Origin of the sequence: Streptomyces sp. NBC_00247 (assembly GCF_036188265.1) — a bacterium.
Lineage (GTDB): Bacteria > Actinomycetota > Actinomycetes > Streptomycetales > Streptomycetaceae > Streptomyces.
This window is the reverse complement of the sequence record NZ_CP108093.1, coordinates 3,724,488-3,737,500: the sequence shown is the minus strand read 5'-3', so window position 1 is coordinate 3,737,500 and position 13,013 is coordinate 3,724,488. Positions and strand designations below refer to the sequence as shown.

At 73.6% G+C, this 13,013-nt stretch carries 7 protein-coding genes; 3 read left to right on the top strand and 4 right to left on the bottom strand.

All coding sequences use genetic code 11. The annotated features are described in order from the left end of the window. Positions 1 to 471: 471 nt before the first annotated feature. On the bottom strand, positions 472 to 1,026 hold the full coding sequence (locus tag OHT52_RS15880) for a MarR family winged helix-turn-helix transcriptional regulator (protein ID WP_328720788.1): 555 nt from the start codon (positions 1,024 to 1,026) through the stop codon (positions 472 to 474). 155 nt (positions 1,027 to 1,181) lie between these two features. Here OHT52_RS15880 and OHT52_RS15875 point away from each other — a divergent pair, with 155 nt between their 5' ends. Next, positions 1,182 to 2,516 carry an MFS transporter gene (locus OHT52_RS15875; RefSeq protein ID WP_328723759.1) on the top strand — a complete coding sequence of 445 codons (1,335 nt, stop codon included), beginning with the start codon at positions 1,182 to 1,184 and terminating at the stop codon, positions 2,514 to 2,516. Positions 2,517 to 2,548: 32 nt separating this feature from the next. Here the strand turns inward: OHT52_RS15875 and OHT52_RS15870 are convergent, their stop codons facing one another. Continuing rightward, positions 2,549 to 4,282, bottom strand: a complete 1,734-nt coding sequence (locus OHT52_RS15870; RefSeq protein ID WP_328720787.1) for an ATP-binding SpoIIE family protein phosphatase — start codon at positions 4,280 to 4,282, stop codon at positions 2,549 to 2,551. Positions 4,283 to 4,859: 577 nt separating this feature from the next. Further along, positions 4,860 to 6,308: an NAD(P)/FAD-dependent oxidoreductase gene (locus OHT52_RS15865; protein WP_328720786.1), complete on the bottom strand. Its 1,449-nt coding sequence runs from the start codon at positions 6,306 to 6,308 to the stop codon at positions 4,860 to 4,862. Positions 6,309 to 6,650: 342 nt separating this feature from the next. Here OHT52_RS15865 and OHT52_RS15860 point away from each other — a divergent pair, with 342 nt between their 5' ends. Both OHT52_RS15860 and OHT52_RS15855 read left to right on the top strand, forming a co-directional pair. Next, on the top strand, positions 6,651 to 7,535 hold the full coding sequence (locus OHT52_RS15860) for a TetR/AcrR family transcriptional regulator (RefSeq protein WP_328720785.1): 885 nt from the start codon (positions 6,651 to 6,653) through the stop codon (positions 7,533 to 7,535). A gap of 299 nt (positions 7,536 to 7,834) precedes the next feature. After that, positions 7,835 to 10,165 (top strand): sigma-70 family RNA polymerase sigma factor, encoded by a 2,331-nt coding sequence (locus OHT52_RS15855; protein WP_443046588.1) that lies wholly within the window; start codon positions 7,835 to 7,837, stop codon positions 10,163 to 10,165. Between the two features lie 341 nt (positions 10,166 to 10,506). On the opposite strand, the gene OHT52_RS15850 is transcribed toward OHT52_RS15855, so the two are convergent. Next, entirely contained in the window at positions 10,507 to 12,639 is a 2,133-nt protein-coding gene (locus tag OHT52_RS15850; RefSeq protein ID WP_328720783.1) for an asparagine synthase-related protein, read from the bottom strand. Positions 12,640 to 13,013 lie beyond the last annotated feature (374 nt).

Below are 13,013 nucleotides of genomic sequence, written 5' to 3'. Positions count from 1 at the left end.
TCCCGTTTCACCGGGGCCCTCCGGGCGCTTCCCTTCGTTCTTGCGTTTCCGACTCTATCAGACTCTTATCGGTCCGATTCCCGGTCGAAGCGGGTCAAGCGATTTTCGCTTTCCAGTTCTTCGCTTTCGCGTTTCCCTTTCCGGCGAGTCCGACTCTATCAGATCCTTTCGGGCCTGATTCCCAGTCAGTGGGGCTTGTCGTTGCGGCTGTTGGGCCGTTCCGACGTCTCAAACTCTAGCGGTTCTTCCCGGCGACTCATAATCGAGCCTTCGAAATGAATTCCGGCATGCCGAAATTATCCCGAGTGGGGTTCGTGCAGAGTTTGTTTGCCGCTGTCCGCGGCCGGATCGGCTGCCCCGGAACCATCGGGCTCCGTGACAACTCGGAGAACTTTACGGATCGGGGAGTGCGGTGTCAACCCTGGCTGGTGGCACGCCTGCGGCTCGGCGCAGGCACGGGCCCTGGTGCGTTCAGGAGAGGTCGGTGAGCCGGCCGTCCGCGTCCGGCTGCGCTTCCTCCACCCGGCGCAGCAGCCGGAACAGCAGCTCGCTGAGGACTCCGCGTTCGTCGCCGGAGAGGTCCTGGAGAACGTCCTCCTCGAAGACGGTGGCCATGCGCATCGCTTCCAGCCACTTCGCACGGCCCTCGTCGGTGACCTCCACGATCACGCGCACCCGGTTGCTCTCGTCCCGGTCGCGAGTGACGAGGCCCTCGGCCGCCATGCGGTCGATTCGGTGCGTCATGGCCGCGGGGGTGAGCCCGAGGCGCTTCGCGAGTTCGCCGGGGCCGAGGCGGTAGGGGCTGCCGGCGAGCACGAGGGTCTTCAGAACCTCCCACTCGGCGTTGCTGATGCCCAGGGCCGCGAGTTGTCTGCCGTAGGCGACGTTCATCCGGCGGTTGAGCCGCCCCAGGGCCGATACGACCTGCTCGACCTGCGGATCCAGGTCGCTGTATTCGCGCTGGTACGCCGCGATCTGCTCGTCGAGGCTCGGCTCGTCGGGATCCAGCTCCGTGGTTTCGGACATGCCGGGCAGTATCGCACGCGACTCCATACCCTTCGAAGTCCTTCGAGGTTCATTGTTGAAGTTCTAACTTTAGTGTTAAAGTCTTCGGGTCTATGTAGTTCGGGGGCGCACTGTGCTGCCCCGTGATCATGGGGTAGGTGAGTGTGACCAGGGAGATGGGCGCAGCGCTGCGGAGGATTCAGCTGGGGAGCGCGCTGAGCGCGTTCGGCACCGGGTTCACCGTTCCGTATCTGTACGTCTATGTGGCGCAGGTACGCGGTCTGGGCGCCGGTACGGCGGGAGTCGTGCTGGCGGTCTTCGCCATGGCGGCGCTGGTCGTCCTGCCGTTCACCGGGCGGGTCATCGACCGGCGCGGTCCGCTGCCGGTGCTCATGGCTGCCTCGGTCGTCGCGTCCGTCGGCGTGGCGTCGCTCGGCTTCGCGAGCGGGGTGGTGACGGCGGTGCTGTCGGCCGCCGTGCTCGGCGCGGGTGCCGCCGTCATGCAGCCCGCGCTCGCCACCCTGCTCGTCCGTTCCTCCACCAGCACGACCCGTACCCGGGCCTTCGCCATGCAGTTCTTCCTGCAGAACCTGGGCATGGGCATCGGCGGACTGGTCGGCGGGCAGATCGTCGACACGGACCGGCCGGGGACGTTCACCCTGCTGTTCGTGGTCGAGGCCGTGATGTTCCTGGTGCTCGGTGCCGTCGTGAGCACCGTGCGGCTTCCCCACGCTCCCGCCGTTTCGCGATCCGTGGCCGGAGTCCGTACCCCCGCGGGCGGACAGCGCGCACAGGGTGGCCAAGGCGCTCGGGGCGGGCTGCGGACGATGCTCTCGCACCGGGCCATGGTCCAGCTCTGCGTCCTGGGCTTCGTGGTGTTCTTCGCCTGCTACGGCCAGTTCGAGTCCGGGCTCGCGGCATACGGCACCGAGGCCGCCGGCATCGAGCCGTCCACGTTGGGGCTCGCGCTGGCCGCCAACACCGCCGCCATCGTCGTCGCGCAGTTCGTCGTCCTGCGGTTGGTGGAGCGGCGCAAGCGCAGCCGGGTGATCGCCGGAGTCGGCCTGGTCTGGGCCTTCGCCTGGGTCGTGGCGGGTTACGCGGGCCTCGGACACGGCAGCCAGACGATGGCGACGGCCGCGATGATCTCGACGTACGCCCTCTTCGGGCTCGGCGAGTCGATGCTGGCGCCGACCGTCGCCCCGCTCGTCGCCGATCTGGCGCCCGAGTCGATGGTCGGTCAGTACAACTCGGTGTTCGCCCTGTGCAAGCAGTTCGCGCTCGCTCTCGGACCTGCGGTCGGCGGTCCGATGGGGGCCTCGCTGCACGCCCCGTACATCCTGACGTTCGTCCTGGTGTCGCTGGGGATCACGGTGCTGGCGCTGCGGCTGGGCCGGCGGCTCACCCCCGTGCAGGACCAGCCCTCGCTCGCCGCCGTGCCCTCACGGGTGGTCGCGGTGTCCGTGCCGGAGGCGGCGGTACCCCTCCCGGTGCCCGCCCCGACCGTCTGATCGACGCGGGTCCGCGCCCCCGGACGGCCGCGTCAGCGGGGCAGCGCGAACTCGCACCACACCGCCTTGCCCCCGCCCGGAGTGCGGCGGCTCCCCCAGGAGGTGGCGACCGCCGCGACGATCGCGATGCCGCGCCCCGACTCGTCCCCGGGCTCCGCCCTCCGGCGGCGCGGCAGATGGTCGTCCCCGTCCGTCACCTCGATGATCAGCCGCCGGTCGGTGCGCCGGAGTCCCAGGCGCGTGGGCGGGGTGCCGTGCTGGAGCGAGTTGGCGACCAGCTCGCTCGCCGCGAGCACACCGCGGTCGCGCAGCTCGTCCGGGAAACGCCAGGAGGTCAGCACCCCGGTGGCGAAGGCGCGGGCGCGCGGTGCCGCCTCCACGCCGCCGAGCAGATCGAGCGAGGCGTTGTGGAACAGCTCCGCGTCCGCCCCCTTGCGGGCGGGGTGCTGGACCACCAGGACCGCCACGTCGTCGTCGTGCTCGGCGGTCACTCCGAGGGAGCGGATCAGCCGGTCGCAGACGACCTGCGGGGAACCCTTCGCACCGGACAGCGCCCGGCCGAGCGCGGCCACGCCCTCGTCGATGTCCTCGCTGCGGCGCTCCACCAGGCCGTCCGTGTAGAGGACGGCCGTCGAACCGGGCGGCAGCGCGATCGTGCCGGAGGTGTGGATCCAGCCGCCGGTGCCGAGCGGCGGGCCGGTCGGGTCCTCGGCGACGCGCACCGTCCCGTCCTCGTCGCACACCAGGATCGGCAGGTGACCGGCCGAGGCGAACACGAGGTGGCCCTCGTTGGGGTCGTGCACCGCGTAGACGCAGGTCGCGATCTGGGTGGCGTCGATCTCGGCGGCCAGGCCGTCGAGGAGCTGGAGCACCTCGTGCGGGGGCAGGTCGAGGCGGGCGTACGCGCGCACGGCCGTACGCAGCTGGCCCATGACGGCGGCGGCACGGACTCCGCGGCCCATCACGTCGCCGATGACCAGGGCGGTCCGGCCGGCGCCCAGGGTGATGACGTCGTACCAGTCCCCGCCGACCGCCGCGTCGGTGCCGCCGGGCTGGTAGGTGGCGGCGATCCGCAGGTCGTCCGGCTGCTCCAGCTCCTGCGGGAGCAGCGAGCGCTGGAGGGTGACGGCCATCTCACGGTGGCGGCGTTCGCTGGTGCGGAGCCGTTCGGCCGCCTCGGCGTGGTCGGTGACGTCGGCGGCGTGCACCAGGACGCCGCCCTCGCTCGGCGTCCCGCGGTCCGGTGCCGGACCGCCGTCGGTGCCGGTCTCCCAGGGGGCGACGGGGGTGCAGGTCACGGTGTACGAGCCGCCGCCGAGGGTGCGGCGCGACTTGACCGTACGCGGGGTGCCGCTGCGCAGGACCTGGTCCATCAGGGGCAGTACGCTCAACTCGGCCAGCTCCGGCATGGCCTCGGCCGCGGGCGCTCCGCACGGCCGGGGGCCGAAGGCCGTCTCGTAGGCGGCGTTGACGTACGCGACCCGGTGGTCGGGTCCTTGGAACAGTGCCACGGGCGCGGGAAGCCGGCCGAGGATCTCGCGGGCGGGCAGGTCGTCGAGGACCGGAACCGTGCCGGGGGTGCCGCCCGGCGTCTGCGGGCCGGCGGCAGCGGGCTCGTCGGTCGTCTGCGGGACGGCCGCGGGCGCGGCGGGAGACTCCGCCTGTGCGTACTCGGCCCGGGCAGCGGGGACGGAACCGCGGTCGTCCCGGGCGGCGGCGCGACGCTGCGTTCCGGGAAGACGGGCGCTCCAGCGCGTGAAGTTCACGTATTTCTGCCTCGTGTGTCGGTCTGGTCCGCTCGGGCTGGCTGCTTCTGCTGCATCTTCTGCGTCGTGGCACCGCGTCCGCCACGTCGTCCGCTCGCCTCGTGGCGCTCGGTCCGGTCCGCCGCCTCGGCTTCCGCGTCCCTCGCCGGTGCCGGGGGCGGGGCGCGGCCCGGGGAAACTCCGGCTCGGCCTCCGCGTGCTGCCGGTGCGACGTCGCCGTGCACCGGTGACCGCGCCGGCGCCCGCCGGGGGGCGGGGTCGACGTTCACCTCTGGCCGCGGGCGATCGGGTCACTCTGTGCAGATGCGGACGTACCTATGGTCACACGTCCAGTGTGACGGAGCGTACTGACAGTCGTCATTCGGCCGTCGGTACGGGCCCGGGGCACCTCCGTGCGTCCGGGGCCTCCGGACGGGGTGGCACAGGTGCCCGCCCCAGGGCTTCCGGGGCTGAGCGGGGCGGCCGGCCCGGGTTCGTACCGTGACGGTAGGACGGTGGTACGACATCGGTACGAAGGGATCTCGTGCCTCCGCGGAAGGGGACGTGGACGGCGGGCGGCTCGTACGGGGAGGGGCGGTCAGCCCGGCGGCTCCTCCGGCTCGGGGGACTCGTCGCCGGTACCCGGGTGCCGACGGGGAGGCGGGGTGCGGTGGGGGCCGGAGCCCCCGGCCGCCAGCTCGAACTCGGCGCGGGGGTGTTCCAGCGAGCCGAGCGAGACGATCTCGCGGGTGAAGAGTCCGGACAGGATCCATTCGGCGAGAACGCGCGCCTTCCGGTTGAACGTCGGTACGCGGCTGAGGTGGTAGGCCCGGTGCATCAACCAGGCGGGGTAGCCCTTCAGTCTCCGGCCGAAGACGTGGGCGACTCCCTTGTGCAGGCCGAGGGAGGCGACCGAGCCGGCGTACGCGTGCCGGTAGTCGGTGAGCGGACGCCCTTCGAGGGACGCGACGACGTTGCCCGCCAGGACCTTCGCCTGACGGACGGCGTGCTGGGCGTTGGGCGCGGTCACGGCGCCCGGTTCCGGGGCCGTCGGATCGGGGACGGCCGCCGCGTCGCCCGCCGCCCAGGCGTGCCGGGTTCCGGCGATCCGCAGGTCGGCGGTGCAGCGCAGCCTGCCGCGTTCGGTCACCGGGAAACCGGTTGCGGCGACGAGCGGCGCGGGCTTCACCCCGGCCGTCCAGACGAGCGTGCGGGTCGGGAAGCGGGAGCCGTCGCTCAGTACGGCGACGCGGTCCTCGCAGGAGTCCAGACGGGTTTCCAGCCGTACGTCGACATTGCGTCCGCGCAACTCGCGCACCGCGTACGCGCCCATGGCCTCACCGACCTCCGGGAGAATGCGCCCGGTCGCCTCGACGAGAATCCATCTCAGGTCGTCGGGCCGGATGTTGTGGTAGTACCGCGCGGCGTAGCGGGCCATGTCCTCCAGTTCGGCGAGTGCTTCCACGCCGGCGTAGCCCCCGCCGACGAAGACGAAGGTGAGAGCCGCGTCGCGGAGGGCGGGATCACGGGTGGCCGAGGCGATGTCCATCTGCTCGATGACGTGGTTGCGCAGCTTGATGGCCTCCTCCACCGTCCTGAAACCGATCCCGGACTCGGCGAGTCCGGGGATCGGAAGAGTCCGCGCGACGGAGCCGGGGGCGAGGACCAACTCGTCGTACCGCATCTCCACCGCCCCGTCTCCGGGTCCGCCGGTGGTGAGGGTACTCACGGTGGCGGTCCGGTTCGCATGGTCGATGCGGTGGACCTCCCCGACGACGACGCGGCACAGGCCGAGGACCCTGCGGAGGGGGACGACGACGTGCCGGGGCGAAATCGACCCGGCCGCCGCTTCGGGGAGAAACGGCTGATACGTCATATAGGGATCGGGCGTGACGACCAGGATCTCGACCTCGCCGCTCCTCAGCCCGCTCTTCAGCTTCCGCTGGAGGCGCAGCGCCGTGTACATCCCGACATAGCCTCCGCCGACGACGAGAATGCGCGCACCCGGCCTGCTGCCGGGGGCCGTTCCCCGGGATTCTGGAGCCATCACCACCCCATGACGCAACGGAGTCGCGGGTTTGTCCACAGGCCCTGCAAATTGTGTGACCGGGAAGCTCCGGCGCGCGGACTCACTACCCGTCAGGAATGTCGGGGTAGCCCCGCAGGTCAGGCGGCGAGGAGGGGGGCGCGCGCATGGGCGGAAACAGGAATCAACGGGTCCTTGCTCCGATCGAGGGGCGCTCCGTGCGGAACTGCCCCTTCTGAATTGCCCCCCGCTCAACTATGTTCGTAGCCGATCGGGGTGGGGGATGGGGTAGTTCGGCACTCCTCGCTCCGGTTCACATGGTGGGGAAGTCTCCGGGGGGAGACGTCATAACCGGGGGAAGTCATGCACATTCAGGATTCGCATGGGCAGGTTGCCGTCTCGACCGAGGCCGTCGCGCGGCTGAACACGCCGGGAGGGCTCGCCGTGGTCGAGTCGTCCCGCCCGATCGGGGGAACGGACTCGCTCAGGCCGGCGGGGGCCATCGCGTCGGACGGTTCTTCCACGGGACCGGCCGCCGGCTCCGTGGACGCGTCGGCTCGTTCGGCGCCGCTGCGCGTGGACGCGCAGCGGAATCTGGAGCACGTCCTGCGCGCGGCACGGGAGGTCTTCGGTGAGCTGGGGTACGGCGCTCCGATGGAGGACGTGGCCCGTCGGGCACGGGTAGGGGTGGGGACCGTCTACCGACGGTTCCCCAGCAAGGACGTACTGGTACGCCGAATAGCCGAGGCCGAGACGGCCCGGCTGACGGAGCAGGCGCGCGCCGCGCTCGGCCAGGAGGACGAGGCCTGGTCCGCGCTCTCCCGTTTCCTCCGGACGTCGGTGGCGTCCGGTGCGGGAAGGCTGCTGCCGCCGCAGGTGCTGCGCGTCGAGGCCTCCTCGCGGGGCGATGAGGGCCTCCGCACCGCCGGAGACGGCGTGGACGGGACGTGGGTGCCTCAGCAGCGGCAGGGCGCGACCCCGGCGGACCTCCGTCTGGCACCGCTGCGGACGGGCGCGCAGGAGGCCGAGGAGCACGCGGGCACGGGCGAGTTGCTCGAGGTCGTGGGCCTACTCGTCGAGCGCGCTCGGGAATCCGGCGAGCTGCGCCCCGACGTGACGGTGGCAGACGTGCTGTTGGTGATCGCCACCTCCGCACCCTCGCTGCCGGACTCGGCCCAGCAAGCCGCCGCGTCGGCACGGCTGCTGGACATCCTGCTGGAAGGACTGCGTTCGCGTCCCGCCGCATGAGGTCGTGAGGGGCGCGGGTGGGCTGTCGAGGGCTGCCCGCGCTCCGGGAGGGGTGGGCCGGACCGGCCGGCAGCCGGAGCACCTCAGCCGTCCGAAGGCCGTGGGCGATCGGCCGAAGGCGGGCGGGGCGTCGGGCGGTGGGCCGCAAGCGTGCCCCTCCCGTTCGGATGACCTCTCGCGCTCTCATTCGGTCAAGCACCCCGGACGAGTGGAAGGTGGGCCTGAACCTGCGCGCGGCGCAGGGGGCTTGTGGCAGTGTTGCCCGGAATCGGGTTCACGGCAGGTACGGGGGCTCCGCGATGAGCGGTGACGGCACACGGGAAGAGCCGCGCGACGGCGTCTCGACCGAGGGCGGCACCGCGGAAGGCACGGTCCCCCCGCCACACGGGGCACAGGTGCCCCCGCAGGGTGGCGCGGACAGGCCCTCCCGCACCAGGGCGCCCGGCAGCGGATCGGACGGCCCGCACCCGGCCCTGGCCGGCACACCCGGCTCCGGCACACCCGACGGCACGGATACGCCCGGCCCCGATTCGCCGGGCGGCGCGGATGCGCCGGATTCCGAGCGGCCCGTCGCGGATACGCCCGGCGGCGCGGAGGCGCGGGAGGGATCGGGACGGGAAGCCCCGGGACGAGCGGAGGAACGGGGCGTACGGGAGGTTCGGGACGTGCGGGAGGCCCGGGGCGTCCCGAACCCGCGGGAGCCCGGCGAGGGGACTCCGGCAGGGAGCGGGGGCGGCACGGTGCTGCCGGGTCCCTGGTCCGTCCCTCCGCAGCGCACGGGACGAGGGGCCTCGACCGGCCCCGCCGTCTCGGACGCCGAGCTGATCAGGGGTATGCGGTCCGGTGACGACCGGGCGTACGAAGAGCTGTTCCGGCGCCACTCGGGCGCCGTCCGACGTTACGCGCGCTCCTGCTGCCGGGACGCGCACACCGCGGACGACCTGACGGCCGAGGTGTTCACCCGGACCCTCCAGGCGGTACGCGGCGGAAAGGGGCCCGAAGAAGCCGTCCGCGCCTACCTGATGACCGCGGTCCGCCATGTCGCCGCCGCCTGGACCAAGAGCGCGAAGCGCGAGCATCTGGTCGACGACTTCGCGGTGTTCGCCGCAGGGGCGACCCGTACCTCCGACTTGTCCGACGACGACACCCTCGACCTGGGCGCCGACGTCCGCGCAATGCACGAAGCCGAACAGTCCATGGCCCTGCAGGCGTTCCGCAGCCTGCCGGAGCGCTGGCAGGCCGTGCTCTGGCACACCACCGTGGAGGAGGAGTCGCCGAGCGAGGTCGCCCCGCTCTTCGGGTTGTCCGCCAACGCCACGGCGGTGCTGGCGGGAAGAGCCCGTGAGGGACTGAAGCAGGCCTACCTCCAGGCACACGTCAGCCAGGCCTTGGTGGCGGGCGGTGACTGCGCGCGGTACGCCGACCGGCTCGGGGCGTACGCCCGGGGCGGTCTGCGGACGCGGGCGGAGCGCGGACTCCGCAAGCATCTGGACGAATGCGCCAAATGCCGCGTGGCTGCGGGAGAGTTGCAGCAGGTCAACGCGGGGATTCCCGCACTGCTCCCGATCGCGGTCATCGGCTGGTTCGCCGCCGCGTACTCGCTCAAGGCGGCAGGAGTCGTGGCGGGCGGCACGCTGGGGGTGGCCGGAGCCGGGGCGGCTGCCGCCGCGACCGGCACCACCACGGGCACCACCACGGGCACGGCCGCAGGCGCTGCCGCGGGCACGGGTTCGGCGGGCGGCGCCGCGGCGGGTGGGTCCGGCGGCGGGTCCGCGGCCGGAGGCGCTGCGGCGGAAGGGCTGGGCGCCCCCGTCAAGGTGGGGATCGCGGCCACGGTGGCCATCGCGGCGGCTGCCGGACTGGTGTGGGCGCTGGCCGGCGACGACCGGCCGGAGCCGGTGGCCAAGCCTCCGGCGGCGGCGGCCTCGGTCCCGTCCGCCGCGCCCTCGCCCGAGCCGCCGGCTCCGATGCCGCCCCCTCCCGCGCCGACGCCGCCCGTCACGCCAGAACCGTCCCGGCCGGCCACTCCGAGGCCCTCGCCCTCCCCGTCCGTACCGGAACCGTCCGCGCCGAAGCCCTCGGCCGCACCCACCCCGTCCGCTCCCGCGCCCTCGTCCCCGCCCGCCGAGGAGGCTCCCGCCCCGAGCCCCGCGCCCCCGCCGGCCGAGGAGCCCGCGCCGCAGTCTCCCGCCCCCTCGGTATACCGGTTCAGCGAGCTGCGCTACGACATCACGGGCGACGGCTCCGGTCCCACGGTGCGACTCTCCGGCAGCAGCCCGCTCTGGCAGCGCCGGGGCCTGTCGATCGCCTCCACCCCGTACGCGCACGGCGTGACGGTGGGCGGCCGGTCCTCGGTCGTCGTCCGGCTGGACGGACGCTGCACGCGGTACGAGGCGATGGCCGGCATCGACGATCTGGCCCTCGGCCTGGGCGCCGTGCGCTTCTCCGTGGTCGGAGGCGAGGGCGAAGTGCTGTGGGCCTCCGGGATCGTGCGGGCGGGCTCCCCCGCCGTACCGGTGAGCGTTCCGCTGGACGGGCGGACGACGGTGCGCCTGGTCGTCGAGCCCGCAGGGCCGCTCGGCGGGGCGACGATGGCCGACTGGGCCGATTCCCGGTTCACCTGCGGGTAGCGGTGTCCGCTGGAACCCGCACCTCGCACCCCACCTCGCGCTTCCGGCCGCTGGAAGGCGGATGATCTTGCCTGGGTCACCCGGACCATCCCGAATCGCCAGTAAATTCCAATCGCCATGAACCGGTGCGAGCCGGGCGGGATCGCAAGATCTTCAGGGCACTTCCAGGGCATGTGCCGAAAGTCCCGCCTGTCCGGCGACGGCCGGCACGCACGCTCGCCGCGTGGTCGGGGCCGCCCCGACACATCCGGTATCGGGGCGACCCTCCACCGTGCGATCGCACGCACCGGACGCCGCCGGGCCCGCCCTCCGGGCGGACGGCGCTGCTTTCGCCACGCGCTTCAAGCCTGGAGCGAGCGGCGGCCGACCGGGAGAACGCCCCCGGCGACGGCCCGGCTGCGCGGTGCGGCCGTACCGGTCCAGCAGGTACCCCGGCGGCCCATCAGGCGTCGGAGCCAGAGTTCCGTGGAGGCGAGGTCCGCGAGCCCGTCGAGCGGCAGCGGTTCCCCGTCGGCGGCCGCGCGCAACGCCTTGCGGACCACGCGCGCCTCGATCAGGCCGGCGTCGGCGAGCAACGGGGCGTCGAACAGCTCCAGCAACTCGGGCAACGCCAGCCGGAGTCCGGTGCGGGTCGCCTCCGTCGACCGGGCCAGCGAGGGGGCGCCCCAGCCGGTGGGCAGTTCGTGGATGCCGGCACCCGACAGGACCCGGCGCAGAATCGCGGCGCGCGCCCCCGGCTGGACCCGGAGCGACTCGGGCAGGGCCCGGGCCGCCCGCACGACCTGGTTGTCGAGGAAGGGGGCGTGCAGCCGCTGGCTGCGGATGTCGGCGGCCTGCTCCAGGATGCGGTGGCCTGCGGCGACCCGGGCGAGGGCCGCACCCGCCCGGGCCTGACCCGGGCGCTGCGCCGTGGTGGGGCGGATCGCCGCCTCCTGGAGCCGGACCGCCACCTGGGCGAGCGCCTCCCCGGTGAGCCAGCGCGCGGCGGGCCCGGGCCGGGACCAGGTGAGGGCGGCCAGTGAGGCATCGGCGGGGGTGCCGCCGCTACCGGGACCGACGGGGTACCGGTTGGCTTCGGGCAGCACCCCGGCGGCCGTCTCCAGGCCGCTGCGGTAGGAGGTGCGGGCCAGCCGACGGGCGGCGCGGTAGACCGCCAGCGGTACGAACATCGCGTGCGCGGAGGCGCCTTCGGCCCGGGTGAGTGCCGCGACGGGTCTCAGCAGGTCGCGCCGGCGGCGGTCCATCAGGAGGTCTGCCAGGCGGGCCGGGTGGGCGTCGAGCACCTGCCGGGCTCCGTAGCCGACCAGGTGGTCCGCGCTGCCGGCGGCGAGGCGGCGGCGGTGGCGTTCGGCGACGACGAGGGAGGGCGCGGGCTCGTCGGTGATCACACCGTTCTCCACCGAGAGGTCCGCGTACGGGAGAGCCTCCTCACCCGCGGGGACCACCACGTGGTGCAGGCGCGGGTTGGCGGCGATGGCGCGAGCGCGGGCGAGTTCGTCCTCGTCGCCGCGGGTGGTGAGGTCGTTGAAGGTGACGGCGAGGAGCCGCTCCCCCGCGCCGGTGCCGTGTCCCAGGACCGTACCGGGGAGGCCGGGCAGACCGGCTGCGAGCAGGGCGAGGGTCGCGGAGGCGCTGCCACCGGAGAGGTCGGCCCCGATGCCGGGGACCGGCCCCCGGCCACGGGCCGCGCGGCGGTCGGCGGGCCCCATGCCGGGGACGGGCCCGGGGTCCTGCGGCCCGACCTCCGGGGCGTGGCGCGGCGCGGTGAGCCGGGCGCGTACGGCCTCGACGAGGGCGTCCCGTACGCCCTCCACCGCGTGCACCGGGTCGGCCTGCGGGGCGGCGACGGCGAGAGAGGCGACGGGTTCGTAGCCGGTGATCTCGCGGGAACCCTCGCGGAGGATGAGCGCGTGGCCGGGCGGGACGCGCTTCACACCGGCGTACGGAGTCCCGTCGCCCAGGGCCTCCGGGGTGTCGGGGCAGGCGAGCAGGGCGGCCAGGTGGCCGATGTCGAGCTGGGCCTCGATCAGGTCGGCGAGCGGCAGTGCGGCGGTGGCGTAGGCGGTGCCTCCGGCCCAGGGGGTGTGGAAGACCGGGCGGGCTCCGGCCAGGTCACCGGTGACGGTGATGCGCCGTCCTGTCTGCACGACGACCGTGTAACTGCCCGGCCAGGCCGTGAGATGGCGCAGCGCGCCGCCGCGCGCGGAGAGGAGTCCGACGCGGAGCTGCTCGTCGGTCGCCCCGCAGCAACCGAGTACCGCGAGCCGGGTGGTGGGCGCGCCGACCGTGGTCGCGGCGTCGATGAGGCGGATCTCGTCGGGGCGCCAGTCGCCGACCGCCCACAGCGGATCGGGGTCGCCCCACAGGAGTTGGGAGCCCACCGGATGGACCGTGCGCCCCTCGCCGCCCGCACCGACCGCACCCACCGTGCCGAAGCTCGCGGCGATACTGCTCCACCCCACCAACCAACGCATCGCCGCCTCCACAGGCTGTGGACTGACGGCGCACATGGTCCGCTGGAACGCCGCTGCGGGACATGCTGCCACGACTGCGGCGGCAGGGAGGGGGTACGCGCGGCGCACGCCGGAAGAGCATGCGCCCCTGGCACGAGCCGGAAGGCCTGTACACGGCCGGGCCGCTCAACGGAACTGACCCTTCCGGTTGTTGGGCCGATCCGGTCACGGGGAGGTCGGAAGGACCTGGGCCGGAAGGGCCTGGGCCGGGACCGCCGCCCGCACGCCCCCACGACACACTCGCACGCCCACTGCCCGCACGCCCACCGCCCCCACGACCCGCCCGCACGCCCCCGCGTCCGCACGCCTCCCACGCCTCAACGCCCCGGCGCGGC

Coding starts and splice junctions, on each gene's coding strand:
- OHT52_RS15880 (WP_328720788.1), bottom strand. CDS start 1,026: ATGTCCGAAACCACGGAGCTGGATCCCGACGAGCCGAGCCTCGACGAG.
- OHT52_RS15875 (WP_328723759.1), top strand. CDS start 1,182: ATGGGCGCAGCGCTGCGGAGGATTCAGCTGGGGAGCGCGCTGAGCGCG.
- OHT52_RS15865 (WP_328720786.1), bottom strand. CDS start 6,308: ATGGCTCCAGAATCCCGGGGAACGGCCCCCGGCAGCAGGCCGGGTGCG.
- OHT52_RS15860 (WP_328720785.1), top strand. CDS start 6,651: ATGCACATTCAGGATTCGCATGGGCAGGTTGCCGTCTCGACCGAGGCC.
- OHT52_RS15855 (WP_443046588.1), top strand. CDS start 7,835: ATGAGCGGTGACGGCACACGGGAAGAGCCGCGCGACGGCGTCTCGACC.
- OHT52_RS15850 (WP_328720783.1), bottom strand. CDS start 12,639: ATGCGTTGGTTGGTGGGGTGGAGCAGTATCGCCGCGAGCTTCGGCACG.